The sequence below is a fragment of the Xanthomonas boreopolis genome (assembly GCF_046529185.1).
Classification (GTDB): Bacteria; Pseudomonadota; Gammaproteobacteria; order Xanthomonadales; family Xanthomonadaceae; genus Pseudomonas_S; species Pseudomonas_S boreopolis.
Genome location: NZ_CP097162.1, coordinates 2,332,912 through 2,357,689, shown reverse-complemented (window position 1 = coordinate 2,357,689; position 24,778 = coordinate 2,332,912). Strand labels below are relative to the sequence as shown.

21 protein-coding genes, 5 tRNA genes and 2 pseudogenes are annotated in these 24,778 nt (G+C 65.3%); 16 read left to right on the top strand and 12 right to left on the bottom strand.

The window, feature by feature from the left end; all coding sequences use genetic code 11:
- Positions 1–41: 41 nt before the first annotated feature.
- Entirely contained in the window at positions 42–2,375 is a 2,334-nt protein-coding gene (locus M3M27_RS10420; protein ID WP_434025650.1) for a Tex family protein, read from the top strand.
- A 111-nt stretch (positions 2,376–2,486) separates the two neighbouring features.
- Here the strand turns inward: M3M27_RS10420 and M3M27_RS10415 are convergent, their stop codons facing one another.
- Together M3M27_RS10415 and M3M27_RS10410 are read right to left on the bottom strand one after the other, a co-directional pair.
- Positions 2,487–6,236 carry a PAS domain S-box protein gene (locus M3M27_RS10415; RefSeq protein ID WP_434025649.1) on the bottom strand — a complete coding sequence of 1,250 codons (3,750 nt, stop codon included), beginning with the start codon at positions 6,234–6,236 and terminating at the stop codon, positions 2,487–2,489.
- Between the two features lie 52 nt (positions 6,237–6,288).
- Entirely contained in the window at positions 6,289–6,669 is a 381-nt protein-coding gene (locus M3M27_RS10410; RefSeq protein WP_140721141.1) for a response regulator, read from the bottom strand.
- Positions 6,670–6,800: 131 nt separating this feature from the next.
- Here M3M27_RS10410 and M3M27_RS10405 point away from each other — a divergent pair.
- From M3M27_RS10405 to M3M27_RS10395, 3 genes and pseudogenes are all read left to right on the top strand, one after another.
- A tRNA-Leu gene (locus tag M3M27_RS10405) sits at positions 6,801–6,887 on the top strand.
- 97 nt (positions 6,888–6,984) lie between these two features.
- Positions 6,985–7,095 (top strand): annotated as a pseudogene (locus tag M3M27_RS10400) (hypothetical protein); the annotation flags it as partial.
- Between the two features lie 102 nt (positions 7,096–7,197).
- On the top strand, positions 7,198–8,871 hold the full coding sequence (locus tag M3M27_RS10395; protein ID WP_434028064.1) for a hypothetical protein: 1,674 nt from the start codon (positions 7,198–7,200) through the stop codon (positions 8,869–8,871).
- Positions 8,872–8,959: 88 nt separating this feature from the next.
- Here the strand turns inward: M3M27_RS10395 and M3M27_RS10390 are convergent, their stop codons facing one another.
- The 3 genes from M3M27_RS10390 to M3M27_RS10380 are packed head-to-tail and all read right to left on the bottom strand — an operon-like array spanning position 8,960 to position 10,587.
- A complete protein-coding gene (locus tag M3M27_RS10390; protein WP_434025648.1) occupies positions 8,960–9,790 on the bottom strand; it encodes a hypothetical protein in 831 nt (276 codons plus the stop codon).
- 19 nt (positions 9,791–9,809) lie between these two features.
- Positions 9,810–9,971, bottom strand: a complete 162-nt coding sequence (locus M3M27_RS10385; RefSeq protein ID WP_434025647.1) for a hypothetical protein — start codon at positions 9,969–9,971, stop codon at positions 9,810–9,812.
- 16 nt (positions 9,972–9,987) lie between these two features.
- The gene (locus M3M27_RS10380) at positions 9,988–10,587 is read right to left on the bottom strand and encodes a hypothetical protein (protein ID WP_434025646.1); all 600 of its coding nucleotides are present in this window, start codon (positions 10,585–10,587) and stop codon (positions 9,988–9,990) included.
- Positions 10,588–11,220: 633 nt separating this feature from the next.
- Between M3M27_RS10380 and M3M27_RS10375 the strand changes: the two genes are divergently transcribed.
- Positions 11,221–11,589, top strand: a complete 369-nt coding sequence (locus M3M27_RS10375) for a helix-turn-helix domain-containing protein (protein WP_434025645.1) — start codon at positions 11,221–11,223, stop codon at positions 11,587–11,589.
- Here the strand turns inward: M3M27_RS10375 and M3M27_RS10370 are convergent.
- Positions 11,579–12,145: a recombinase family protein gene (locus M3M27_RS10370; protein WP_182336554.1), complete on the bottom strand. Its 567-nt coding sequence runs from the start codon at positions 12,143–12,145 to the stop codon at positions 11,579–11,581. The two genes, M3M27_RS10375 and M3M27_RS10370, sit on opposite strands and share 11 nt — an antisense overlap.
- 176 nt (positions 12,146–12,321) lie before the next feature.
- Between M3M27_RS10370 and M3M27_RS10365 the strand changes: the two genes are divergently transcribed.
- The 3 genes from M3M27_RS10365 to M3M27_RS10355 are packed head-to-tail and all read left to right on the top strand — an operon-like array spanning position 12,322 to position 14,057.
- Positions 12,322–12,870 (top strand): hypothetical protein, encoded by a 549-nt coding sequence (locus M3M27_RS10365; RefSeq protein WP_434025644.1) that lies wholly within the window; start codon positions 12,322–12,324, stop codon positions 12,868–12,870.
- A 5-nt stretch (positions 12,871–12,875) separates the two neighbouring features.
- A complete protein-coding gene (locus M3M27_RS10360) occupies positions 12,876–13,352 on the top strand; it encodes a hypothetical protein (RefSeq protein WP_434025643.1) in 477 nt (158 codons plus the stop codon).
- A gap of 12 nt (positions 13,353–13,364) precedes the next feature.
- On the top strand, positions 13,365–14,057 hold the full coding sequence (locus M3M27_RS10355) for a hypothetical protein (protein WP_434025642.1): 693 nt from the start codon (positions 13,365–13,367) through the stop codon (positions 14,055–14,057).
- 120 nt (positions 14,058–14,177) lie between these two features.
- Here the strand turns inward: M3M27_RS10355 and M3M27_RS10350 are convergent, their stop codons facing one another.
- The 5 genes from M3M27_RS10350 to M3M27_RS10330 form a co-directional block, all read right to left on the bottom strand.
- A complete protein-coding gene (locus M3M27_RS10350) occupies positions 14,178–14,711 on the bottom strand; it encodes a hypothetical protein (protein WP_434025641.1) in 534 nt (177 codons plus the stop codon).
- Positions 14,712–15,346: 635 nt separating this feature from the next.
- A tRNA-Glu gene (locus M3M27_RS10345) sits at positions 15,347–15,422 on the bottom strand.
- A gap of 46 nt (positions 15,423–15,468) precedes the next feature.
- Positions 15,469–15,544 (bottom strand) — tRNA-Ala (locus tag M3M27_RS10340).
- Between the two features lie 236 nt (positions 15,545–15,780).
- A tRNA-Glu gene (locus M3M27_RS10335) sits at positions 15,781–15,856 on the bottom strand.
- A 46-nt stretch (positions 15,857–15,902) separates the two neighbouring features.
- Positions 15,903–15,978, bottom strand: a tRNA-Ala gene (locus M3M27_RS10330).
- A gap of 169 nt (positions 15,979–16,147) precedes the next feature.
- Here M3M27_RS10330 and M3M27_RS10325 point away from each other — a divergent pair.
- Positions 16,148–17,065, top strand: a complete 918-nt coding sequence (locus M3M27_RS10325) for a M14 family metallopeptidase (protein WP_434025640.1) — start codon at positions 16,148–16,150, stop codon at positions 17,063–17,065.
- Between the two features lie 205 nt (positions 17,066–17,270).
- On the opposite strand, the gene moeB is transcribed toward M3M27_RS10325, so the two are convergent.
- Positions 17,271–18,428: a molybdopterin-synthase adenylyltransferase MoeB gene (gene moeB / locus M3M27_RS10320; protein ID WP_434025639.1), complete on the bottom strand. Its 1,158-nt coding sequence runs from the start codon at positions 18,426–18,428 to the stop codon at positions 17,271–17,273.
- Positions 18,429–18,647: 219 nt separating this feature from the next.
- Here moeB and M3M27_RS10315 point away from each other — a divergent pair, with 219 nt between their 5' ends.
- The 7 genes and pseudogenes from M3M27_RS10315 to M3M27_RS10285 all read left to right on the top strand — a co-directional run.
- Positions 18,648–19,904 carry a molybdopterin molybdotransferase MoeA gene (locus M3M27_RS10315; RefSeq protein WP_434025638.1) on the top strand — a complete coding sequence of 419 codons (1,257 nt, stop codon included), beginning with the start codon at positions 18,648–18,650 and terminating at the stop codon, positions 19,902–19,904.
- Positions 19,901–20,161, top strand: coding sequence for a MoaD/ThiS family protein (locus tag M3M27_RS10310; protein ID WP_140721154.1), 261 nt, complete (start codon positions 19,901–19,903; stop codon positions 20,159–20,161). The genes M3M27_RS10315 and M3M27_RS10310 overlap by 4 nt, the downstream gene beginning before the upstream one ends.
- Positions 20,162–20,163: 2 nt before the next feature.
- Positions 20,164–20,685, top strand: coding sequence for a molybdenum cofactor biosynthesis protein MoaE (locus M3M27_RS10305; RefSeq protein WP_434025637.1), 522 nt, complete (start codon positions 20,164–20,166; stop codon positions 20,683–20,685).
- Positions 20,686–20,715: 30 nt separating this feature from the next.
- Positions 20,716–22,053 carry a chloride channel protein gene (locus M3M27_RS10300; RefSeq protein ID WP_434025636.1) on the top strand — a complete coding sequence of 446 codons (1,338 nt, stop codon included), beginning with the start codon at positions 20,716–20,718 and terminating at the stop codon, positions 22,051–22,053.
- A gap of 55 nt (positions 22,054–22,108) precedes the next feature.
- The gene (locus M3M27_RS10295; protein WP_434025635.1) at positions 22,109–22,486 is read left to right on the top strand and encodes a hypothetical protein; all 378 of its coding nucleotides are present in this window, start codon (positions 22,109–22,111) and stop codon (positions 22,484–22,486) included.
- A gap of 55 nt (positions 22,487–22,541) precedes the next feature.
- Positions 22,542–23,822, top strand: coding sequence for a TolC family protein (locus tag M3M27_RS10290; RefSeq protein WP_434025634.1), 1,281 nt, complete (start codon positions 22,542–22,544; stop codon positions 23,820–23,822).
- Between the two features lie 137 nt (positions 23,823–23,959).
- A pseudogene (locus tag M3M27_RS10285) lies at positions 23,960–24,769 on the top strand (efflux RND transporter periplasmic adaptor subunit); the annotation flags it as partial.
- Positions 24,770–24,778 lie beyond the last annotated feature (9 nt).

The following is a 24,778-nucleotide window of genomic DNA, read 5'->3' as shown; positions in this document are numbered from 1 at the left end:
AGAATGCGGGCTTTCCCGCACGACGGCCCCGGCCAGGATCCATGCAAGACAGCAAGCTCGCCCAGCAGATCGCCCAGACCATCGCCGACGAGATCGGCGCCCAGCCTGCCCAGGCCCGCGCGGCCATCGCCTTGCTGGACGAGGGCGCCACGGTGCCGTTCATCGCGCGCTACCGCAAGGAAGCGACCGGCGGCCTGGACGACACCCAGTTGCGCAACCTGGAAGTGCGCCTGACCTATCTGCGCGAGCTGGAAGAGCGGCGCGCCGCGATCCTGGCCAGCATCGCCGAGCAGGGCAAGCTGAGCGACGAACTGCGCGCGGAGATCGCCGCGGCCGACAGCAAGTCGCGCCTGGAGGACCTGTACCTCCCGTACAAGCCCAAGCGCCGCACGCGCGCGCAGATCGCGCGGGAAGCCGGCCTGGAGCCGCTGGCGGACGGCCTGCTGGCGGATCCTTCGCTCGACCCGCAGGCGTTCGCGGCCGGCTTCGTCGATGCCGGCAAGGGCGTGGCCGATGCCAAGGCGGCGCTGGAAGGCGCGCGCGCGATCCTGATGGAGCGCTGGGGCGAGGACGCGGCGCTGGTCGGCGAGCTGCGCACCTGGCTGTCCGGCAACGGCGTGATCCGCGCGCGCGTGGCCGAGGGCAAGGAGGAGGCCGGCGCCAAGTACCGCGATTACTTCGACCATGCCGAACCGCTGGCGAAGATCCCGTCGCACCGCCTGCTGGCGCTGTTCCGCGCCCGTCGCGAGGAAGTGCTGCACCTGGACCTGGATCCGGGCAGCGAAGCCGAGGCCGGCCATGCGTACTGCGAAGGCCGGGTCGCGCACAACGCCGGGGTGGCCGACAAGGGACGCCCGGGCGACGCCTGGCTGCTGCAGGCCTGCCGCCTGACCTGGCGCGCCAAGCTGCACATGCACCTGATGCTCGACCTGTTCAACCAGGCGCGCGAGAAGGCCGAGGCCGAGGCGATCGGCGTGTTCGGCGACAACCTCAAGGACCTGCTGCTGGCGGCGCCGGCCGGGCCGCGCGTGGTGCTGGGCCTGGACCCGGGCATCCGTACCGGCTGCAAGGTCGCGGTCGTCGATGCCACCGGCAAGCTGGTCGCCACCGAGACGATCTATCCGCACGAGCCGCGGCGCGAGTGGGACAAGTCGCTGGCCGTGCTCAAGGCGCTGTGCGCGAAGCACGGCGTGGAGCTGATCGCGATCGGCAACGGCACCGCCAGCCGCGAGACCGACAAGCTGGCCGGCGAGCTGATCAAGGCCCATCCGGAGCTGAAGCTGCAGAAGATCGTCGTGAGCGAGGCCGGCGCGTCGGTCTATTCGGCGTCTGAGTTCGCCGCGCGCGAGTTCCCCAACCTGGACGTGTCGCTGCGCGGTGCGGTATCGATCGCGCGGCGCCTGCAGGACCCGCTGGCGGAGCTGGTGAAGATCGAGCCGAAGGCGATCGGCGTCGGCCAGTACCAGCACGACGTCGACCAGTTCCGGCTGGCCAAGGCGCTCGACGCCAAGGTCGAGGATTGCGTGAACGCGGTCGGCGTGTACGTCAATACGGCCTCGGCGGCGTTGCTGGCGCGGGTCTCGGGCCTGTCCTCGACGGTGGCCGAGAACATCGTCCGGCACCGCGACGAGAACGGCCCGTTCAAGCGCCGCAAGGACCTGCTGAAGGTGCCGCGGCTCGGCGAGAAGACCTTCGAGCAATGCGCCGGCTTCCTGCGCATCGCCGACGGCGACGAGCCGCTGGACGCTTCGGCGGTGCACCCGGAAGCCTATCCGGTGGTCGAACGCATCGTCGGCGCGACCGGCAAGCCGATCAAGGCGCTGCTCGGCGACGGCGGTTTCCTGCGCGGGCTGAAGGCCGAGCAGTTCACCGACGAGAAGTTCGGCCTGCCGACGGTGCGCGACATCCTCAAGGAACTGGAGAAGCCGGGCCGCGACCCGCGGCCGGAGTTCAAGGCCGCGCAGTTCGCCGAAGGCGTGGAGGACATCAAGGACCTGCGCCCGGGCATGGTGCTCGAAGGCGTGGTCAGCAACGTCGCCGCGTTCGGCGCCTTCGTCGACATCGGCGTGCACCAGGACGGGCTGATCCACATCTCGGCGCTGTCGGACAGCTTCGTCAAGGATCCGCGCGACGTGGTCAAGGCCGGCGACATCGTCAAGGTCAAGGTGCTGGAGGTGGACGTCGCGCGCAAGCGCATCGCGCTGACGCGGCGCCTGGACGACGTGCCGGGCGCCGCCGGCGGCGGCGAGCGCGACAATCGCGGCGGGCCGCGCCGCGATGCCCGCCCGGCCGGCAACGGCAAGCCACCGCGCGTGGCCCCGCCGCCGGCCAACAATGCCCTGGCCGAGGCGTTCGCCCGCGCCAAGCGCGGGTGAGGCCCCGGAGCGTGGCATGCGCTTTGGGATGAGTGCGGAGCGGCCTGGGACGCGTCGAGACAAGGCGCGCGCCGCGGCCCACGCATCCCACCCCAAAGTGCCCGACGCGCTCTAGACGGCGGAGGCGAGCGCGTCCGCCGGGCGCGGGCGCATCGCCAGGATCTCGATCAGCTCGACCAGCCCGAGCGGGTCGAGCGGCTTGCCGATGTGCGCGTCGAAGCCGGCCAGCAGGGCCTGGTCGCGGTCCTCGTCGCGGACGTAGGCGGTCAGCGCGATCGCCGGCAGCGAGGCGATCGCGCGGCCGCATCCGCGCAGGTTGCGGATCAGGTCGTACCCGTCGCGTTCCGGCATCGCGATGTCGCTGACCAGCACGTCGTAACGCGACTCCAGCAGGCGCCGCTCCGCCTCGTCCGCGCTCGGCGCGCACTCCACCGCGGCGCCGGCGCGCAGCAGGAACTGGCGGGTGACCTCGCGCGAATCGTCCTCGTCGTCCACCAGCAGCACGTGCAGCCCGTCGAGCCGGCCCTGGATGCCTTCGGGCAACGCTCCGCCGCGCGGCGGAGCCGGAGCCGGCGCCGGCTCCGGCGGCCCGCTGGCGCCGTGGTGCAGCGGCAGCGCCACGATGAAGGTGGAGCCGCAGCCCGGGCCGGGACTGCGGGCCGAGAGCGAACCGCCGTGCAGGTCCACCAGCTGCCGGGAGATCGACAGCCCCAGGCCCAGGCCTCCGACGCGCCGGGTGGTGCCGGCATCGGCCTGGCGGAAGCGATCGAACACGTGCGGCAGGAAGTCCTCGGCGATGCCGATGCCGCTGTCCTGGACGGACAGGTTCAGCGCGTCGTCGCCCTGTTCCACGGCCACCGTCACCGTGCCTTCGGCCGCGGTGAACTTCAGCGCGTTGCCGATCAGGTTGGTGAGCACCTGCTGCATGCGGCCCGGGTCGCCGAAGAACGGCACCGGGCCGTCCTCGGCTCCCACCGCCTGCAGTTCGATGCGCTTGGCGAGCGCGTTCGGCCGCAGCAGTTCGACGGTGCTGCGTACCAGCCCGGCCATGTCGAAGTGCTCCGGCTGCAGCCGCACCTTGCCCGACAGGATGGCGCTCATGTCGAGCAGGTCGTCGATGATCTGCGCCTGGGACTGGGCGCTGCGCTCGATGATCATCAATCCCTTGCCGAGGTTGTCGGTGCTGAAGCCGTCCGATTGCATCAGCCGCGACCAGCCGAGGATCGCGTTGAGCGGGGTGCGCAGTTCGTGGCTGAGCGTGGCCAGGAACTCGTCCTTGGCCCGGTTGGCGTGCTCGGCCAGCGCGCGCGCGTTCTTCTCCGATTCCAGCGACTGCTGCAGCTGGGCGTCCATCCGGTTGCGCTCGATCACGATGCCGGCCAGGTAGGAGGCCGAGCGCGCCATCGCCTGCTCGTGCAGCGACGGCACGTGCGGCAGCGAGTAGTACATGTTCAGCGTGCCCAGCACCAGGCCGTTGCTGCCGATGACCGGGGTGATGAAGCAGGCGGCGATGCCCATCGACAGCGCGACCGCCTGGTATCCGGCCCAGGACGAGTCGTCGGCGATGTCGTCGCAGATCACCTGGTGGCCGCCCCAGGCCGCGCGCCCGCACGGGATGCCGCCGGGGCGGATCGGCAGGCGGTCGAAGTGCAGGCTGTAGTCCAGCGGCATGTGCGGCGCCGAGGCGTGGCGCAGCTGGCCGCGCTCGTGGTCGGCCAGCATGATCGCGCAGCGCAGTTCCGATTCGCTGCGCGATTCGACGTTGAGGGCGATCGCATCGAGCACCAGCGGCAGTGCGGTGCCGGTGGTGATCAGGTTGAGGATCGAGCGCTCGGAAGCGGTCTCGTCCTCCACGTGCTTGCGCTCGGTGATGTCGGTCACCGCGCCGATGTGGCCGAGGAACTCGCCGTCCACCCCGAAGTGCGGCGAGGCGGTATCCACGCACCAGCGGTAGCGCCCGTCGCTGCGCCGCACCCGGTATTCGCTGGAGAAGGGCAGGCGCTGCTGCAGGGCCTGCTCGAACGCGTGCCGCACGCGCGCCGCATCGTCCGGATGCACCGCGGTCCACCAGCCCTGCAGGATGGCTTCCTCCGGGCACTGGCCGGTGAAGTCGTACCACTGCGGGCTCCAGTACATGCAATCGCCTTCCGCGTCGGACATCCAGATCATCGTCGGGACGGTCTCGCACAGGTTGCGGAAGCGGGTCTCGCTCTCGGCCAGCTTCTGCTCGAAGTCGCGCCGGTCGTGGATGTCGGTGTAGGTGCCGATCCACTGGATGACCACGCCGCTCTCGTTGTGGACGGGCAGGGCGCGCGCGAGGTGCCAGCGCAGCCCGCCGTCGGCGGCGCGCAGTTCGCATTCCACCTCGTAGGCTCGGGTGCCGTTGAGCGCCAGCATCCAGGCGGCATCGCTCTGCAGCAGGCCCATCGGCGTGTGCGCCTGTTTCCAGCCGTCGACCGCGCCGGTGGCCGGGTCGACGCCGGTGTACTCGTACCAGCGCCGGTTGAAGTACTGCGGCGTGCCGTCCTCGGAGGTGACGAAGACGATCTGGGGCAGGGTATCGGCGAGCCGGCGCAGGTGGGCCTCGCTGGCCGCCATGCGGCGCTGCGCGCGGGAGCGCTGCAGCGACTCCCAGCAGCGGGTCAGCACCCGCCGCACCAGCTCGATCTCGGACGAGGTCCAGCGCCGCGGCGAGCACTGGTGCACGCCCATCACCGCGACCAATTGGCCATGCTTGTGCAGCGGCACGACCAGGCTCGCGCGCAGGCCCGAGTCACGGTAGGGAGCGGCGATGAAGGAGCGGCGCGAGAACGCCTGGATGTCGTTGACCATCCAGGGGCGGTTCTGTTGCAGCCGTTCCAGCAGGCGATGCGCCACCTCGTCCAGGCGGAACTTGCCCTGGATGCGCGGGATGCCCTGGACGTGGTCGCTGACCACGCGCATGGTCCGGCCGTCCGTGCCGATGGTGCCGTAGGCGCAGCGGTCCGCGCACAGGTGCTCGGCCAGCAGGCGGACGCTGGTGTCGATGATCTGCTGCGGCTCGGACAGGCCGTGCAGTTCGTCCTCCAGCGACAGGAGGAAGCCGTCGCGCGCCTCGGACCGGAACTGCTGGGTCACGTCGATGCCGTGCACCAGGACGGCTTCGACCGCGCCGGACGGATCGAGCATGGGTTGGTACACGAAGTCCACGCGCGCCTCGTACGGCTCTGTCTCGCCCGGGCGCCGGATCGCGGCCACCATCGACTCGCCGATGAAGGGCTGGCGGCTTTCCCGCACGCTGTCGAGCAGGTCGATGAAGCCTTGCTCCACCAGTTCCGGCGCCGCCTCGCGCAAGGGCAGGCCGAGCACCGGCCGGTCGCCGAGGACGTGCAGGAAGCGGCGGTTCGCGGTCTCGACGACGTGGTCGGGCCCCTTGAGCACGGCCAGGAACGCGGGGGACTGCTCGAAGACCGAGGTCAGCAGGTGTTCCATCGACGGCACGGGCGCCGGGACCGGCGCGGCCGCGGGCGTGGCGACATGCCCGAGCACCGCCTGCGTGTCGCCGATCGCGGTGGTCGTCCAGCCGACCGGCGTCGCCAGGCTCGCCTGCAACTCGGGAGAGGCTTCCGCGAGCGGGCGGCCCCACAGCCCGGGGTGATCGGCGCGCAACAGGTCCAGGCATGCCGCGTTGTAGAAGCACACGCGCGCATCGCCCCACAGCAGCAACATGGGAGCGGGCGAGGCGAGGCAGGCGGTCAGCGCGGCGCACAGCGCGGCGCCGGACGCGGCATCGTTTCCTGCCGGCGCGGCGTGCCGGCCGGCCGCCTCCAAGGCGTCGGCGACCGACCACGGAAAACGCCTGAGTTCCGGATTGACGTGCATGGGCTCCCCTGCCGCATCCTATGCGCCGCCCCCATCTTACGAACAGCGCCGCTCAGCTGTCAGCGGCGGCCTTCTTGCGAGCCTCGGCCAGGGACCGGACGAGGTCCTCGGCCAGGTAGGGCTTGATCAGGATGCTGCCGGCATCGAAGGCCGCGGGCACTTTCTCCCGGGCGATGCCGGTCGCCAGCACGAAGGGGATGCCGCGTTCGGTCAGGATCCTGGCCACCGGCTCGCTGGTCTCGCCGTCGCCCAGCCGGTAGTCGAGGATCACCGCCTGCGGTGCCCGTTCCTCGACCAGTTGCACGGCGTCCTCGACGCGTCCGGCGGGCCCGATCACCGAGGCGCCGGCCTGCTGCAGCTGCATCTCCAGCAGCAGGGCGTTCATCTCGTCGTTTTCCACCACGAGCACCCGCAATCCGCTCAAAGCCGACATTTTCATCTCCATGAAAAAACAGCCAGGCGAGTATAGCCGCCGCCGGCATCCTCGCCGGTGCGTCCCGCGGGCGCGGCGGCTTGCGGCAGGGGATGCCGCGCGCATGATCATCCGCTATACTGCGCGGCCGCGCCGAAGTGGCGGAATCGGTAGACGCAGCGGACTCAAAATCCGCCGCCCTTAAAAGCGTGTGGGTTCGAGTCCCACCTTCGGCACCAAGCATGCAAAGCGCCCTTTGTCTTCAATGACTTAGGGCGTTTTTGCTTATGTGGTGCCGAGTTGTGACAAGCGGGTGTGCCAACCCTTGGAGGTTGGATGCGTTCCCCGTCACACCTGTACCGTCGCAATGGCATCTTCTACTTCCGGTGGACGATTCCCCCAGCTTGCCACTCGCGGCTCGGCCCATGCCCAGCAGATGTTCGACTCAGTCTCGGCACCCACCAACGCCCAGTTGCTTTGCAGCGGGCCGCCGCGATGTGGCTTCGCGCCCTCACTTTGGCCGAACGCATTCTTGCCGGTGCAGCACCCTTGAGCTACAACGAATTCCTTCAAGCACTGAGGGAGCCGTTGCAGGTGATTGACGTTGACGACACGGACGCGAAGCCGGCTTCAGAAAAACTGACGCTGGTGTCCCTGCTAGGAACCGCTTCCTTGAAGGAAATACAGGATGCAGTGGGTCTGTTGTATGGAACTGGCTTGCCTCTGACGATACCAGTTCAATGTGCAGCGGATGTCTATTTGCTAGAAGCGGAAGACGACCAGCAGACTTCGACTCGACTCTACGAACGAGTCCCCAACTTCACTGCCGAAGTACATCTTGAAAGCGAACATGTCGCCGAGATTCTTTCGGCGCAGAGTCATAGGTTCCAAATCAAGCGGTTTCATTGGCATCCTAGCCAATTGCCCTCCCCAGCAAAGACGGGCCAGCAGCTCATCATTCCCGATGAGCCGGTTCACTGCATGCTGCTCGATATCACTACTACCCACGAGGCGGCCAAGCTGCTGAAGAAGCCAGTCGTTAGTCCATTGCTAGCGGCAACACCGGCGCATGTCCCGACAGCCAAGCAAGCGCTGTTTCAGACAACCCTCTCGGAAGGACTAGAGGAATGGCTCCTCGCCAACCCGGATTGGGTACCCTCAACACGAGACGCCGCAACCTCAGCAGTTCGTCACCTGATTCAAGTGGTAGGAGACAAAAATCCGGCAACGGTTACGCCGCGTGAACTGACAGAGTTCTCAGCACTTCATCAAAAGCTACCATCCGACTATTTCTCCCGCCCCGAAAGGTATAAGGGCAAGACAGTTCAACAGGTTGCCGTGGAAGCAGAGAAGTTGGAGCTGAAAACTTTCAGTAAACGGACGATTGCCAACAAGGCCGAATGGATCAATCGATTCTTTTCCTACCTTGAAGACAAGGCATACGTCGCCAAAAATGTAGCTGGGGGCAACGCTCCCGCGACAGATGATTTGGACGACAAGGAAGCCAAAGACCCCTTCAGTGATGAGGACATTCAGAAGATATTCGGACCAAAGGGTCTCGAATTGCTTTCGCGGTACATCAAGAGAGAGAAAAAGCACATCGCAATCTGGGGGCCACTAATCGGCCTTTTCACGGGCGCCCGGGCGCAAGAAATAGCACTATTGACCGTCGAGAACATAGTCACGCTCTCGGATGGCACCTGCGCCATAGCGATAACCAACCAGAACTCGAACAAAGCCGGGGCCACACGCCTTAAGACAGCGGCCAGCAAGCGGACGGTCCCAATTCATCCTCAGCTGACCGAGCTTGGATTCATGTCCCTTGTCAGTAGCAGGAAGAAGCAAGGTGGCAATGCCCTTCTATTTCCCGAGGTTGAGAGGTATGCGGCAGTCCACAAACGGCATACGGCAATGACCAAGTGGTTCAACGCTACTCTACTCGTAGAGGCCGGTGTAAAGACGGAGAGGAAGTCCTTTCACAGCCTTCGCCACACAGTAATTCAGAAGTTCTTTGAAGACAGCCGCATGGCGTATAAGGCCCATCGATTCACCGGCCATGAGCTGTTCCTTCCGGCAGGAACGAAAGGAAGCACGCAAGTGGAGACGTATGGGCGTCACTTCAAGCCGGAAGAACTTAGCGAGCTTCTCCCGCTTCTCAACTATGGCATGGACTGGTCAGGCGTTAAAGAATTCATCAAATCGCTCGGCTACAGCCCCAGCTGAGTCGCCCCTCCAAAACCGCCTTGCGCGCTCCACGTGAGGTACCCTCTGAAGCAAGTCTTCTCAGCACCAAACTTACAACGCAATCTCCTTATCCCTCCGGAAAAAACCGTCCTCCGCTATACCGCCAAGCCTTCTTTGCCGGAAGGCTTCGGACTTTGACAGCACCGCCTGCCCCATCAAGGTAGTAATTGCTGCCATTTCTGTTGACATATCCGGGCAGAGTCGAAGCACTAACATCCCGCCATTGCCGACCGTCGAAGCGCTCCACCGTCAGGAATGGCGTGCCAGCGTTGTTCTCGGTGTACATGACCAGCGTGTCGGTCGAACCCAGCGGCAAGAACATCTGCGTGCTGGCATCCAACTCCGCAAGGCCACTGGCGGCATCCACACGCACGAAGTCCGATACTGACAGGCTGGCGTGGTCGGGGTGCACCTTCAGGGCCGCGATAGCATCGTAGATGCTCTTGAAGCTCGCAGAGACCACCAGCTCCTTGTTGTCGCAATCCGAAGTCAGCGGCGACGTGGTTCGCTTGGCTTTCACGTCCGCCAGACGGGCTTCCAGTCGCTCATCGTACATTTCGTCTTCGGGCAGCACTCGCAAGTCCGACAGGACCACGGCCGCCTCGCCCTTGGCGTTGTAACCGCATCCGGCCCGATGCGGCCCTTGGGCAATGCCAAGCAGCTTTGCACCCTCGGCGGGATTGGACACGCACAGGGCACCGCCGAACTGGCGTAGCTGGGGATTCCGTGCGGTAGATGCGACATCCAGCCGGAAGCAAAGGCTTACCCCTTCATCCGTCTCCTTCTGCGATGCGTCGCGGTACTCCCATTGCCCACTGACCACCAGCGGGGTGACTTGAGCCTGCGATGCCAGCGGACACAGCACCAAAGCCGTCACCAATACAATTCGATTCAACATTTTTCATCCTTGTGTCAGGTCAATTCGAGTACGGCAGGCGATAGACGGACTGCGCCTTGTAACCGGGGTACTGGGCTTCGGCGGTACGTCGGGCTTCATCCGGGGTGCTGGCGTGGATCGTCACCACGAACGTGCCGCTGCCGCCACCGGGACGGCCCATCTTCACTTCATACGTTGCCATTGCGGCTCCCCCTTGCTTACCGGAAGTGTATTGCTGCGTACTGCATGCACTGGTCACTGGCACTTTCCCTAATGCGCTGTAATGCCTGCTGAGTGGCCCTTTCTTCCCCAAGATAGCGGGCTTGTGCTTGTGCGACCCGAATGTGGACTTCGAATAAGTTCCGGCATTGCTGAATCTCAGCATCCGTCATCCTCGGCCCTGAGGGAACAGGACTAGCTGCGGCCTGAGTCACAGCGCCATGTTCCTGACTTATGGGTCTGTCAGCCGTATTGCCCACACTTGAAGAGGCTGCGGGAACAACCCCGCCAAACAAAGCAAAGAACGCTTGTCCTGCTATGAAGTAGCCGCCGACCGCCAGCAGGACAAGCGTCTTCCACGCTCGCCCTGACACAACTACCGGAGACTTCTTCGCCCTCCAAATCAGGTCTTCGCGCTTCACGAGGTAGCAGGGGAAGGCGACAATCCAAAGCAGCAACGTTACCGTCGCCCATCCGCCTGCCGACAGGTTGAAGAAGCCACTTCCATCCGGCTGCTTTCCGATGCCATTCTTCGTCGCATCGAGATAGACCCAGACGGCGCTAACAGTGACGACGACTGCGATAAGCAAACCCAGCATGTAACTCTCCTTTGTTGTGTCTGAAGACAAATGTCCATGGTGGCAATCAGGGGACGTGCTGCCTGCTGACCAGTTCAGTGCCGCAGTTCGGGCACTCGGTCCGATGCTTTCTTGTGAATAGCTCCGCTAGTACGAACGCAATGATGAAAGCCCAACTCAGCGGGGCGAAGATGATTGCGTAGACGATGAACATCCACCACGATAGGTACCAAGGCTTGGTGGATTGTTTGACTCCCATCAATCCGGCGTAGCCGCATTCCAGACAGGTCATCGTGGTGTGCTTCTGGTACTTCCTCAGGCTCGCACGCACATGCTCCGGCAATGGAACCGGAGGAGCCTGCGTCGCCCCGTGTGACTGCTGCATACATCCCCCTGTGGCCCTCTATCTCCCAAATGCGAGCCTAGGCCGCGCGCACTAACTCACTTGCACCCTAAAAGCCGCCGAACGCCCTCAAAACCCTGCTGGGCAAGGTTTTCAGGGCAAACGCCGGCACCCGTTCCTGCGCGAACAAACAAGTCACCGGATAGCATCCGGGCCAGTCTAGATTCCCCGCACCTCACGAGTATGGAATTTCATAACCAATAGAGTCAAGGTGCGCCGAACGACACCGGTGCGGAAGCTCCATATTTTTGATGGCCCAGATTTCGCGGGCCATCGGCATGAAAAGCTTTGGTGACAGATTGCGTGAGGCGCGAACTGCGGCCGGCATGACGCAGGAACAACTTGGCTTCGCCTTGGGAGTCACGAAGGCGTCAATTTCGGCATGGGAGAACGGGCGCGAAACCCCAAGCTTCCGGGTGCTGCCGGAGCTACGGAATGCGCTGAAGCGCTCGCTTGACGAGCTTATTTGTGGAGTCGGTGCCACCAGCACCACCAAGCCCGACGACGGAGACACGGCCGAACTGAGGGCTGGCAGCGTTCATGAGCGAACGCTACTGGTTCGCTTCAGGGCACTTCCTGCGAAGAAGCGCGATGCCTTCTTGGAGATGCTCAAACCGTAGCGCTGGGCTGCAACGCCCTATACACGCTACTACGGCTGATTCCGAAGCGCTCCTGAAGTTGTCCGATGCTAAAGTTCTCTTCCGCACGCATCTTGCGGATGCGCTCCTCCTGAGCATCAGTCAACGCCTTCCTACGGCCAAATTTAACGCCCTTCCGTTTTGCCAGCGCGATGCCATCTGCTTGGCGTTCGGCACGAATGTCTGCCTCAAACTCAGCGAACGCCCCCAGCAGGTTGAACATCAACTTCCCTTCGGAGGTCGATGTGTCCAGTCCTTGGTCCAGCACCTGCAAGCTGACGCCCTTCCGCCTCAGTAAGTCGGCAATCTTCGCCAAATCGATGACGCTCCTTGCGATGCGGTCGAGGCGGCTCACGACCAGCACATCCCCCTCCCGGACGTACTCAAGGGCCGCCTGAAGCTCCGGGCGGTTGTCTGCCTGTCTGCCCGAGCGCTTCTCCCGGTACACCTTGGTGCAGCCAGCCTTTGCCAGCTTCTCAAGCTGCACATCCAGCGACTGCCCCTGCGACGAAACCCTTCCGTAGCCGACCTTAGCCATTCGCTAGTCCCAAAACCTCTAAGGGGTTGCGATACTATCATTTTGGAATGACTTTTGGAACGCCAATGAGGACGTCTCAATGGCTATACAAAGTGGGATGAGGAATGGCAGGCTCGGCCGACGGACTGATGACTGCGTAGGCCAGCTTTCAGGTGGGCCAGCGATGTGGGGGAAGCATGGAACTAATCGTAAATCTTCTGGTGGGGATAGCTTGGCCGTCTGCGGTCGTTTGGGTGGCCATTCTGTTCAGGCGCGACATTCGCTCCCTGTTGCAGCGCATCTCTCAGCTTAAGTACAAAGATGTTGAGGCGAACTTCGATGAGGGGCTGATGAAAGCGGAAGCAAAGGCTGCTGCCATTGCCCCCGCCTCACACCTGACTGCTCAGCCGCCGGAGTTGTCATCTAGGCTGGAACAGCTACGTCGTATTGCCGACGTATCGCCCCGCGCTTCAATTCTTGAGGCGTGGGTTTTAGTAGAGGAGGCAGCCGGTAAATCAGGGTACGTGCAAGGTGCCGGCACGCCTCGGGTGAATCCCCATCTATTTGTTGAAGAACTAATTCGGCTCGGAAAACTGCCAACGGGTAGCGCCTCATTGCTTGAACAGTTACGCAAATTAAGGAACCAAGCTGCGCACCTTCCGGATTTTAGCGTTACGCAGGATGAGGCAGATAGGTACTTGCAACTAGCTGCAAAGGTGTCCGAACTTATCCTGAGCGCGGAGTAGGCAGCATGTCCCGACTGTATAGGCTTACTCACAGGCTCCTACCTGCGCGTACTCGCTTGGTGTGGTCAAGGTCGCGCATCGAAAGTGGTTACGCGAAAGATATAGCTGCCGCCCGCCGAACCAAAAATCATGATGAGGTTCTTTCTCTTGAGTCGGCCCGCCTCTTCGAACTTGGATTGCAACAAGAAGAAGAGGACAGCCATCTAACCAAGCAACTGCGACGCAAAGCCAGACGGCTTCGCGTCCCTATTCCGCGCGTCCGCAATGAGGATGGCAGCATCTCTGACCAATGGTATGAGGGGAGCCGGACGGGAGGCTGGTATCTGACCGATGCCGGCTTTCGGTCTCTTCGAGAAGAAATCAGGAAGGAGCAAAAAGCTCGCCACGAAGGAAGGGCGCAATTTATCGTCTGGCTGTCCGCAATTACCGGCATGGTGGGCGCAATTACTGGCCTTGTCGCATTCTTGCAAAAGAGCAGCTAACGGAAAATCCTTATGAACTCCGATAACGCGCTTTCTGATAGCTGGGAAAAAATCCTATTCTTGCTGCTGGGCTGGCTTCTTGGCTTGCTTGGCCCAATCGTGGTGGACGCAATTCGCCGCAAGCACGAGAGCAAAGAGCTAAAGCAAGCGATATTGGCAGAACTCCACCAGCTACAATACAAACTTTCAGGAACTGCCTATCTCACAAGCCTGCAAACTGACCAGTACGACCGCCAGTTCGTCGAATGGTATAAGCGAATAGTCAGCTCATATCGCGGACCTCTCACTAGCGGCCCCTTGCCGCAAGCTATTGACGCCACACTTGCACGAACCGACCAAGAGATAGCTGAAGCAGGGCGCCGCCTCAAGAACCCCCCCGGCGTTTCTCTTGGACTCAAATCATTTGAAGCCCCTTTATTAAAATCCAAGATTGGCCAATTAGGCTCATATTCAATACCGTTCCAAAACGTTCTTCTTGAAATCCTATCAAGGATTCGCATCGTAAACGAAGAGATTGAGCAGTTCAGGTTTTATTTCCGTCAAACATTAACAGCGAATGGCGAGAATCGCGACCTAATTGATGGCAATATTGATGGAAGCTATAGAGCCATAAGAACTCAAGTGATGATGATTTCGGACCACATTGACGAGGCAGCGATGGAAGAGAACAAGCCATGGATGAGGTGGTCATGGCCTAAGAGGTAGGGGCTAATCACGCGTAAAAATCTTATGTAATAGTAAATCTGGGGAGAGCTTTACTCCCCTCTGCCAGTAGCCAGCGATATGCCCGAGGCAGCATGCCTCCATACGAAGTGAATCTAGTTCTTAAGTCGTCGGTCGGATGGGCATAAACATAACAAGCACTCCATCGAAGTTGTCGTCGCATTTCTTTAGGGCGTAATGGGTCATCTCACCTCTGTCATGCTCGTTATCCAGCTCGATGAACCAATCGTTTCTATTCGGACAGTTCACTTTTGGGTCGCCGCACAGCCTTCCTGAAGACCGCCAGAGCTTCCGGACTACATCCTTGTAGGCCATCGGGCTACCGGGCAGACGCATGAGACAATGGATGTGCGTTCCTTGTCGAACACCCGGTGGCGATGTACTCCACATCATCTCCTTACCGAAGTCTTCCACTATCGGACACATAGGAATCCGCTTCTTCGAATTCTGACCGAATAGATGGCACTTCAGCTTGTGGGCGAAGATGCCGAATGTCTTCTCCGCAAACTTGTAACCAACTCCATCCTCGCCACTGAAGGTCAATGTCACCATGACGTTGTGCTCCCCACGCTGGAGCCAGTCTGCGGCTTGTTGTTGAAATTCAGTTCTCGAATACTTTGAACCCGTGTCGTCCATTGCCTATACCTTCAAGAGCGTTGTGCGTTTGTGCTCTCACAGGTATCTTCCGAGGTCGGGACACTTCGCAAATACAGGCTATGGCTAGACCGGGTGGCAACCCCAATCTATTCAAGGTCCGGAACACGGACACGACCGCTGCGAACTACAAGCGACAACTAGCGGCCGACCAACAGGCGCTGGCATTGTTCGGATGGATTCAACAGGCAGTCAATGATGGCTGCCAGCGAACCGAGTGGGTGGACTGGCTGAACTCTCACGGACACCTGACGCGCGGTCGCAAGCCGTGGTCGCGGAGAACCATGAACCGAGCAATCAATCGACTACTGGACAGAGACCTATTGCCGCCTCAATGGAAGAAGCTTCTGCGTAAGCGAAAGAAGGGCAACTAGCGTCAGAATCTGTGCCAGATTGATGTGCCAACTCGACACCACTAAGGCCACATGACCCTGTAGAATCAATACTTTACTAAAGCCGGCACATCTGCATCCGAGTCCCACCTTCGGCACCAGACGAATGGCCCGCCTCGCGCGGGCTTTTTGTTGCCCGTTTGCCGGCGCGGCAGGAGTGGTCCGCCGCGTTGCGCTCCGCCTCGCGCGCAACAAAAAAGCCCCGGCGGACCGGAGCTTTGATGTTGGCGTCCCCACGGGGATTCGAACCCCGGTCGCCACCGTGAAAGGGTGATGTCCTAGGCCTCTAGACGATGGGGACGCACGTGAACCTGGTTGTCATCCCGGATGGCCTTGATCCGGAAAGTTGGTGGAGCCAGCCGGGATCGAACCGGCGACCTCTTGCATGCCATGCAAGCGCTCTCCCAGCTGAGCTATGGCCCCACGTCGCTGCGAGCCGCACATTCTAACGGCCTTTTTGGACTTTGGGAAGCCCTGGCGAATGCGTCCAGGTAAAGAGGGGCGGGGGCGTCCGGGGCCGCAGCCAAGGGCGACCGGACACCAGCGTGGTTCGCCTCGTCTCGCCCGGAGGTCTCCGTGGCGTTCGTGCATCGCCTGCCGGGAAGGCTTGGGGCATGAATGCAGGCAAAGAAAAACCCGGCCTGGGCCGGGTCTGTCAATGGCGTCCCCACGGGGATTCGAACCCCGGTCGCCACCGTGAAAGGGTGATGTCCTAGGCCTCTAGACGATGGGGACGCGTAACCTGTCCGCGCGACTTCCGGATGGCCTGTATCCGGGAAGTTGGTGGAGCCAGCCGGGATCGAACCGGCGACCTCTTGCATGCCATGCAAGCGCTCTCCCAGCTGAGCTATGGCCCCACGTCGCTGAGGAGAGAAATCATAGCGGCCTGTTTATTTTTGTGCAACAGGATTCTGCGCGCGGATGCATCGAAGACGTGCAGGAACTCGCCTCGCATGCGAGGCAAGCTTCGGACGTGCGGATCCGACGCGGTGCTAGAGTGCCTCGCCTCGAAACATGGAGCGGGCGATGACAGAACAGACGCGGTATCCGATCGGTGTTCCCGGCCAACCCTGGGGCGAGCGCGAGAAAGCCGAATGGCTCTCGATGCAATCGCGCCGGCGCAGCTACGAGGATGAAGTCGTGCGTGCGATCGAGCGGCTCGCGACGCGCTTCGAGGTGCGTCGCTACGGCGAAGTGAGTTATCCGCCGGAGCGGTATCCGCTGTTCGCGGTCCGCAGCCGGCATTGGGACGATGCGTTGCCGGTGGTCCTGGTGACCGGCGGCGTGCACGGCTACGAGACCAGCGGCGTGCATGGGGCGTTGCTGTTTCTCGATCAGTACGCCGGACGTTACGAGGGGCGCCTCAACCTGCTGGTGGTGCCATGCGTCAGTCCGTGGGGCTACGAGCGTATCCAGCGCTGGAATGCCGAGGCGCTGGATCCGAATCGTTCCTTCCGCCAGGACAGCCCGGCGCAGGAATCGGCGGCATTGATGGCGCTGGTGGCGCCGTGGCGCGACCGCGTGCTCGTCCACATCGATCTGCACGAGACCACCGACAGCGACGAGAGCGAGTTCCGCCCCGCGCTGGCCGCGCGCGACGGCAAGCCGTTCGTGCCCGATGGCATTCCCGATGGGTTCTACCTGGTCGGCGACAGCGAGAATCCGCAGCCGGAGTTCCAGCAGGCGGTGATCGCGGCGGTATCCGCCGTCACTCATATCGCGCCCGCGGATGCGAATGGCGAGATCATCGGCTCGCCGGTGGTCGCGCCGGGCGTCATCAACTATCCGGTCAAGCAGCTGGGTTTGTGCGCCGGCATCACCGATGCCAGGTACGTCACCACCACCGAGGTCTATCCGGACAGCCCGCGCGCCACGCCGGCGCAGTGCAACCAGGCCCAGGCGGCCGCCGTGTGCGCCGCGCTGGACTACGCGCTGGAGCACTGACCGAGCCGGACCGGCGGGCATAAAAAAAGCCCCTGAGGGAGGGATCAGGGGCTTTGGGTGTCACCTTGGGAGGGAGGAGGTGACGGCCTGCATTCTGGGTGCCGCGGTGCGGGAGCGCAAAGTCGGATTTCGCATGTCGTCCATTCCGATTTCGCATCTGCCCGCCATGGCGGGGCTTGCGCGGATTTTCCAGCTGAACGCGGGTTCAATCGCCCGGTTTCCCGGGCGCGCAGATCCGGCAATGCGGGTCGGGCGAGAGCGCCAGTTCGCGGAACGTCATCGACAGCGCATCGAAGCTCAACAGCCGTCCGACCAGCGGTTGGCCGATGTCCAGCAGCAGCTTGATCGCTTCGGTGGCCTGCAGCATGCCGATCACGCCCGGCAGTACGCCCAGCACGCCGGCGGTGCCGCAGTCGGGTACCAGATCGGGCGGAGGCGGGTCGGGGAACATGCAGCGGTAGCAAGGCGCGCGGCCGCGTTGGCGGCCGGCGTCGAACACGCTGACCTGGCCCTCGAATTGCTGGATCGCCGCGTAGACCAGCGGCTTGCCGAGCTTCGCGCAGGCGTCGTTGAGCAGGTAGCGGGTGGCGAAGTTGTCCGATCCGTCCACCACCACGTCCACGTCCTGCAGGAGTCGCTCGACGTTCGCCGGGGCGAGCCTTTCGCGCAATCCTTCGACTTGCACCTGCGGGTTCAGGGCTTGGATGCGTTCGGCGGCGGATATCACCTTCGGCACGCCGACGCCTGCGTCGGTGTGCAGGACCTGTCGGTGCAGGTTGCTGCGTTCGACCACGTCGTCGTCGACGATCCGCAGGTGGCCCACGCCGGCCGCGGCCAGGTACAGCGCGGCCGGGGAGCCCAGGCCGCCGGCGCCCACGAGCAGGACGCGCGCCCGGGACAGCCGCTGCTGCCCGGCGGCGCCGATCTGGGGCAGGCGCATCTGGCGCGAGTAACGCTCGGCCGACTCGCGCTGGGCTGCGCTCGACGCCGGGATCGCAAGCGGCAGGCCGTCGCGCATCCATGCATCGGTGCCTCCCGCGACGGAGGCCAGGCGCGAATAGCCTTGCGCCGCGAGCAGCCGGGCGATGTCCCGGGAGCGCTTGCCGGTCTGGCAGATCAGGACGATCCCGGCATCGCGATCCGGAAGGTGGCGCCTCGGCTCCGCGCGCAGGACGGGGTTCGCGATGGCGATCGCGCCTTCGGCCTGTCCGTGCAGGCGCTCGTGCTCGTCGCGGATGTCGATCAGCAGGCTGCCCTGGCGCTGCCGCTCGCGGGCTGCGGCCGGGGGCAGTTCCTCGATGGTGCCCGCGTCGATCCGATCGAGGGCATCGCGCGTGGCGGCGTCCTGCGGGCGGATGGTCATGATGGCACTCCGGTGTGGGAGGCTGGTCATCATCGTGGATCGGAGCGCGATTGGCGACTCGCGCCGGATGGAGCACCGTCCCCGTGGGACGCGGATGCAGCGGTCCGCTGGCCGGGGCTTGTCCGGCCACCTATCATCGTCGGAGCATGGTCGGCGCGCGGCCGATCGGTACGGTTCCGTCTCCTGGCGGAACCGCCAGGCCCACTGCAGGAAACCCGGATGATCGACTACCCACAGGCCCTCTCGCTTCTGCAACAGGCGGTATCGCCGCTGGAAGCGGAGCAGGTGGAGAGCGCACGGGCGCACGGCCGGGTGCTGGCGACCGCCGTGGTCAGCGAGGTGGCGCTGCCGGCTTTCGACAATTCTTCGATGGACGGCTTCGCGCTGGCGACCGGCGGGAAGACGTTGCCGGAAGGCAGCGAACTGGCGGTGCGCGGATGGCAGGCCGCGGGCGACGAGCATCGCCGGGCCGACGGCGGTGCGTGGGAAATCATGACCGGCGCGCGCGTCCCGGAGGGCCTGGACGCGATCGTGCCGGTGGAGCAGGTCGAGGTGCTGGCGCGCGATGCGGGGCGTCCTGCGTCGATCCGGCTTCGGCAGGCGGTCGAGCCGGGCGATTTCCTGCGCCGGCGTGGCGAGGACGTCGCGGAAGGAAGCGAGGTGATCGCGGCCGGGACGGTCCTGCGCACGCAGGAAGTCATGCTGCTGGCCTCGCTTGGCGTGGCGCGGGTGCAGGTGCGGCGCAGGCCGCGCGTGGCGGTGATCGCGACCGGCCGCGAGCTGGTCGTCGATCCGGCGCAACCGCTGCAATCGGGGCAGATCCGCGACAGCAACCGGCCGTTCCTGCTGGGGCAGTTGCAGGCCGCGGGCGCCGAGGTGGTCTGGCATGGCGTGGTCGGCGACGAGGTGGCGCCGTTCCGGCAGGCCCTGGAGCAGGCGCTGTCGCTCGGCGCGGACGTGATCCTGAGTACCGGCGCGGTGTCCGAAGGGCGCTACGACTTCGTCCCGGACGCATTGCGCGAGCGCGGGGCGCGGATCGTGTTCCACAAGGTCGCGGTGCGCCCCGGCAAGCCGGTGCTGTTCGCCGCGTTGCGCGAGGGGCCGTTGTACTTCGGGTTGCCGGGCAATCCGGTATCGACGGCGGTGGGGCTGCGCTTCTTCGTCGAGCCGGCGCTGCGGGCGATGTCCGGGCAGCCGGCGGAAAGCCCGCTGCGCATCGCGCTGAAGGCGGATTTCGCCAAGGCGCCGGCGCTGCGCTTCTTCGCCCGCGCCTGGGTGGGGCCCGACGCGGCCGGCCGGCTCGAGGTCGAGGTGCTGCCGAAGCAGGAGTCTTTCCGGCTGATGCCGATGCTGCAGGCCAATGCCTGGGCGGTCGTGCCGGAAGGGCAGGCGGGCGCGGCGCGCGGCGAGGCGGTGGAGGTCTATGGGCTCGGGCACCGGCAGCCGGTCCAACTTTTCCCGGAGATGGCTTCATGAAGGTTTCGGTACGTTTGTTCGGCGCGCTCTCCGAGTACGCCGATCCGCCCCAGCTCGAACTGGAAGTCGCCGACGGCGCGCGGATCGCGGAGGTGAGGGCGGGCCTGCGCGAGCGACTGCTGGCGACCAGTCCCGGCTTCAAGGAAGGCCTGTTGCGGGTATCGGCATTCGCCGACAGCCGGCGCGTGTTGCGCGACGAGGATCCGGTGCCGGGCGACGGGCAACTGGCGATCCTGCCGCCGGTCAGCGGAGGTTGAGCATGGAATCTTCCACCTCGATGCGCGACGAGCGGCAATGGGCGTTGATCGCCGATCGCGCCGGGACGGCGTTGGATCCGGCCGAGGCCATCGACTTCGTCTCCGATCCGGCGTTCGGCGGCGTGGACGTGTTCATCGGCCGCGTGCGCGACTTCAACCAGGGCCGCAGCGTGGTCGGGATCACCTACGACATGTTCGATGCGCTCGCGCTCAACGGTTTCCGCCGGATCATGGACGAGGCCGCGGTGGCGTTCGGCCCGAAGATCAAGCTGTACGTGGCGCACGCCAAGGGGCGCCTCGCGATCGGCGACGTGGCGGTGGTGGTGGCCGCGGGCACTCCGCATCGCGACGAGGCGTTCCGCGCGTGCCGGCAGGTGATCGAAGCGGTCAAGCACACCAGCCCGATCTGGAAGAAGGAGCACTACGTGGACGGCGACAGCGCCTGGAGCGAAGGCTGTTCGCTCTGCGATTCCGGCCGGGCTGGACCCGGCACGGGGCACGCGCCGAAGCACGACCACGGGTGATGGCAAGGACGGGCATGAGACAATGTGCCCATGAATGCGTTCGATCCGCTCCGGCACGGCTTGCGCCGACTGCTCGACAGTGACGCCTGGAGACGCCGCGTCGCCCTGTGGGGAGGCGCGGTCGCGGTGGCCCTGGTGGCGATCCTGTTCGCGAAGGCCAGCGATGCGGCTTTCCATCTGTTCCAGCGCGTCATCGCCCATTCCTTGTGGTGGGCCTTGCTGCTCACGCCCGGGATCTTCGCCTTGCTCGCCTGGCTGACCTCCGGGGCGCTGAAGCCCACGCGCGGCAGCGGCATCCCGCAGGTCATCGCGGCGCTGGAAAGGCCGGATCCCGGGTTCCGGCAGGCCAATCTTTCGCTCGGCGTATCGGCGGGCAAGCTGGCGTTGACCACGTTGTCGCTGCTCGGCGGCGCGTCGGTCGGGCGCGAAGGACCGACGGTGCATGTCGGCGCCAGCCTGATGTACCTGTTCGGGCGCGCGTTCGGTTTCCGGGACGCGCGCGAGCTGTCGCATTTCCTGCTGGCCGGCGGCGCCGCGGGCATAGCCGCGGCGTTCAATACGCCGTTGGCGGGCATCGTGTTCGCGATCGAGGAGCTGAGCGGGCGCTTCGAGCACCGTTTCTCGGGCACGCTGCTGACCGCGGTGATCGTCGGCGGCGTGGTGTCGATGGGATTGCTGGGCAATTACACGTACTTCGGCAAGGTCCCGGCGCTGCTTCCGCTCGGCCAGGCGTGGGTGGCGATCCTGCTGTGCGGCGTGGCGGCGGGATTGCTGGGCGGATTGTTCGCGCGCCTGGTGCTGGCGAGCGTGGCGGGCAAGCCGCGTTGGCTGGGCCGCTTGCGGCGCGAGCATCCGGTGCTGCTGGCGGCGCTGTGCGGACTGGTCCTGGTGGCGCTTGCGGCGGCGTTCGGCAATGGCGCCTTCGGCACCGGCTACGAGCAGGCGCGCAGCCTGGTGCAAGGCCATGCGGTGGTCGGCCACGAGTTCGGGGTGATGAAGCTGCTGGCGAACCTGGCCTCGTACGTCGCCGGCATTCCGGGAGGACTGTTCTCGCCGGCGCTGGCGGTAGGGGCCGGCGTGGGGCACAACCTGGCGGCGCTGATGCCGGGCGTCGATGCGCGGGTGTTCGTGTTGCTCGGCATGTGCGCCTATCTCACCGGCGTAACCCAGGCGCCCCTGACGTCGGCGGTGATTTCGCTGGAGTTGACCGACAGCAGCAACATGCTGCTGCCGATCCTGGCGACGGTGCTGGTGGCGCGGTGGGTATCCGGCCTGGTCTGCCGGGTGCCCATCTATCGCGGCCTTGCCGAACAGTTGCTGGGCAGCCTGCCGGCGGAACGGGAAAGCGCGCCCGGGCGCACGCCATGAAAGGCGAGGCCAGCGAAATTGTCTAACGCCAGCCACGCTGTTTAGTATCGCCCGCATGCCAGGGCCCCTCGCACAATTCGGCCGACTGCTGCGCCTGCCGGCGCTGGCCTTGTTGGTGCTGGCGGTGCTGGCCAATCCGGTGCTGGCCGCGATCGGCGACCTGCACGAGGCCAGCCGGGGCAGCAGCGCGCATCTTCACGACGCCGGGGCGCATGCGCTGGCCGGCGATCCCGCGTCCGGCGACGATCGTGCCGGCGACCTGCTGCATGCGCTGATGCACGGCGCGCACTGCTGCGGCCACCTGACCGCATTGCCGAGTTCGTTCGTGCTGCCCGCGGCGCTGCCCCCGCGCGCCGTGCCGCCGCGCACCTCGCATCCGCCGCATCCTTCCGCGCGGATCGCCTCGACGTTCCGTCCTCCGATAGCGGCTTGACGCCTGCGCCGGCCATGGCCGGCCTTCCGTCCCGTCCTCTTCCGGAGAATTCCCCATGCGATTGCGACTGGCGGCCTTGGCCGCCTTCGCGCTGGCGCCTGCCGTTCGCGCGCAGGTGCCAGCGCCTGTACAGATCCTCACCCTGGACGATGCGATCGCGCGCGTCGCCCAGGTCCATCCTGACCTGCGTCTCGTCGACGGCCAGCGCGCCGTCCTGGACGCCAATCTCGCCATCGCCGGGCAACGTCCGCCGCTGGCGCTGGGCGCGACGATCGAGAACGCGCTCGGCAGCGGCGGCTACCGCGGCTTCGACCAGGCCGAAGCCACGGTAACGTTGGCCGGCGTGCTGGAGCGCGGCGGCAAGCTCGATGCGCGCCGGGCCCTGGCCCAGGCCAACATCGACGCCTTGGCGCCGCAGCGCGAGATCGCCCGGCTCGACCTGCTGGCCGAGACCGCCCGCCGCTACCTGGCGGTCAGCGCCGCGGAGCGGCAGCGCGAGATCGCCGACGTCGACATCGCCCAGCGCAGGCGCGCGGTCGAAGCCGCCAGGCAGCGGTTGGTCGCGGGCGCATCGCCGGAATCGACCTTGCTCACCGCGCAGGCCGCCTTGGCCGAGGCCGAGCTGGACCGCGACCGTGCGCTGCAGGCCGCGCAGGCGGCCAGGCAGAACCTCGCGGCGTTGTGGAACGCACGCGATCCCGGGTTCGCGCGGGTCGCCGGCGATCCCATGGCATTGCCGGCATTGCAGGACTTCGACGTGTTGCGCGGCCTGCTCGACGCCACGCCGGAACTGGCCCGATTGGCCGGAGAAACGCGGATCCGCGAGGCTTCGGTGCGGCTTGCGCGCACCGAAGCCGTGGCCGATCTGCAATGGCAGGCGGGCGCGCGTTACCTGCGCGGCGGCGGCGATGTCGCGCTGCTCGCCGGGCTCAGCGTACCGCTGGGCAGCGCGACGCGGGCCGCACCCGCGATCCGCGCGGCCGAGGCCGGGTTGGCGTTGAGCTCGGTCGAGCGCGAATCGCTGTCGCTGCGCCTGTACTCCACGCTGTCCGCCGCCCATGGCGAGTACGGCACCGCGCAACTGGAAGTCCGGCGCCTGGGCGACGAGGTGATCCCGCGCCTGGCCCGTGCCGAACAGGCCGCCGAGCGCGCCTGGCGCGCCGGCGCGATCGGCTACCTGGAGTGGGCGCAGCTGCAGCAGCAGCGCGTGGACGCCAATCGTCGCCAGCTCGCCGCCGCGGTCGCGGCCCAGAGGGCCCTCATCGAGATCCAGCGCCTGACCGGCCAACCGCTGGTGGCCGGCCAGCGCTCCAACGTCCAGGAGCATCGCCCATGAAAACCCCATCCAAGCGGGGGGCCATCCCCGTCGTGCTCGTGGCCGCGTTGTTGCTGGCCGGGTGCGGCCAAGAATCCGCGCCGGCGAACGGCGAGGCCGCGCAGGAAAGCCCTGGCGACGAACCTGCCGCCGAAACCACCCGCATCAGCCGGGCCGAAGCGGACGCCAACGGCATCAGGACCGCCACGGCCGGTGCCGGGCGCATCGCGACCGAACTGGAAGTGCAGGGCGTGCTGATGCCGATCGACGGCAGCAGCGCACAGGTGACCGCCCGCTATCCCGGCACCGTGCGCGCGTTGCGGGCCAACGTCGGCGACCGCGTCGTGGCGGGCCAGCCGCTGGCCAGCGTCCTCAGCAATCTCAGCCTGACCACGTATTCGCTTTCCGCACCGATCTCCGGCGTGGTCACGGCGCGCCAGGCGCAGGTCGGCGGCGGCGTGGCCGAGGGGCAGGTGCTGTACGAGGTCGCCGATCTGTCGCGCGTCTGGGCGGACCTGCATGTGTTCGGCACGGACGTGCGCGCGATCCGGCCGGGCGCGGCGGTGACGGTCGAGCGCATGTACGACGACGCCCGGATCGAAAGCCGCATCGAGCGGGTCCTGCCCGGCGCGGCCACCGCCAGCCAGAGCACGGTGGTGCGCGTGCCACTCGACAACGCCGACGGCCTGTGGCGGCCCGGCATGGCGGTCACCGCGCGGATCGCGACGGCCACGCACGACGTGGCGTTGCGGGTGCCGCGGCTGGCGCTGCAGTCGATGGACGGCCGCGACGTGGTGTTCGTGCGCAATGGGGACGCCTACGCCGCGCGCCCGGTGACGCTGGGCCGGCGCGATGGCCACGACGTCGAGATCGTCGAAGGACTGCAGGCGGGCGAGGAAGTCGTCGTCGAGCAGAGCTACCTGGTCAAGGCGGACATCGAGAAGTCCGCCGCCTCGCACGGACATTGAGGAGGCCGG

Excerpts from the sequence above, each read along its gene's own strand:
- M3M27_RS10420 (WP_434025650.1), top strand. The coding sequence starts at position 42 with ATGCAAGACAGCAAGCTCGCCCAGCAGATCGCCCAGACCATCGCCGAC.
- M3M27_RS10415 (WP_434025649.1), bottom strand. The coding sequence starts at position 6,236 with ATGCACGTCAATCCGGAACTCAGGCGTTTTCCGTGGTCGGTCGCCGAC.
- M3M27_RS10410 (WP_140721141.1), bottom strand. The coding sequence starts at position 6,669 with ATGTCGGCTTTGAGCGGATTGCGGGTGCTCGTGGTGGAAAACGACGAG.
- M3M27_RS10390 (WP_434025648.1), bottom strand. The coding sequence starts at position 9,790 with ATGTTGAATCGAATTGTATTGGTGACGGCTTTGGTGCTGTGTCCGCTG.
- M3M27_RS10385 (WP_434025647.1), bottom strand. The coding sequence starts at position 9,971 with ATGGCAACGTATGAAGTGAAGATGGGCCGTCCCGGTGGCGGCAGCGGC.
- M3M27_RS10380 (WP_434025646.1), bottom strand. The coding sequence starts at position 10,587 with ATGCTGGGTTTGCTTATCGCAGTCGTCGTCACTGTTAGCGCCGTCTGG.
- M3M27_RS10375 (WP_434025645.1), top strand. The coding sequence starts at position 11,221 with ATGGCCCAGATTTCGCGGGCCATCGGCATGAAAAGCTTTGGTGACAGA.
- M3M27_RS10370 (WP_182336554.1), bottom strand. The coding sequence starts at position 12,145 with ATGGCTAAGGTCGGCTACGGAAGGGTTTCGTCGCAGGGGCAGTCGCTG.
- M3M27_RS10365 (WP_434025644.1), top strand. The coding sequence starts at position 12,322 with ATGGAACTAATCGTAAATCTTCTGGTGGGGATAGCTTGGCCGTCTGCG.
- M3M27_RS10360 (WP_434025643.1), top strand. The coding sequence starts at position 12,876 with ATGTCCCGACTGTATAGGCTTACTCACAGGCTCCTACCTGCGCGTACT.
- M3M27_RS10355 (WP_434025642.1), top strand. The coding sequence starts at position 13,365 with ATGAACTCCGATAACGCGCTTTCTGATAGCTGGGAAAAAATCCTATTC.
- M3M27_RS10350 (WP_434025641.1), bottom strand. The coding sequence starts at position 14,711 with ATGGACGACACGGGTTCAAAGTATTCGAGAACTGAATTTCAACAACAA.
- M3M27_RS10325 (WP_434025640.1), top strand. The coding sequence starts at position 16,148 with ATGACAGAACAGACGCGGTATCCGATCGGTGTTCCCGGCCAACCCTGG.
- moeB (WP_434025639.1), bottom strand. The coding sequence starts at position 18,428 with ATGACCATCCGCCCGCAGGACGCCGCCACGCGCGATGCCCTCGATCGG.
- M3M27_RS10315 (WP_434025638.1), top strand. The coding sequence starts at position 18,648 with ATGATCGACTACCCACAGGCCCTCTCGCTTCTGCAACAGGCGGTATCG.
- M3M27_RS10310 (WP_140721154.1), top strand. The coding sequence starts at position 19,901 with ATGAAGGTTTCGGTACGTTTGTTCGGCGCGCTCTCCGAGTACGCCGAT.
- M3M27_RS10305 (WP_434025637.1), top strand. The coding sequence starts at position 20,164 with ATGGAATCTTCCACCTCGATGCGCGACGAGCGGCAATGGGCGTTGATC.
- M3M27_RS10300 (WP_434025636.1), top strand. The coding sequence starts at position 20,716 with ATGAATGCGTTCGATCCGCTCCGGCACGGCTTGCGCCGACTGCTCGAC.
- M3M27_RS10295 (WP_434025635.1), top strand. The coding sequence starts at position 22,109 with ATGCCAGGGCCCCTCGCACAATTCGGCCGACTGCTGCGCCTGCCGGCG.
- M3M27_RS10290 (WP_434025634.1), top strand. The coding sequence starts at position 22,542 with ATGCGATTGCGACTGGCGGCCTTGGCCGCCTTCGCGCTGGCGCCTGCC.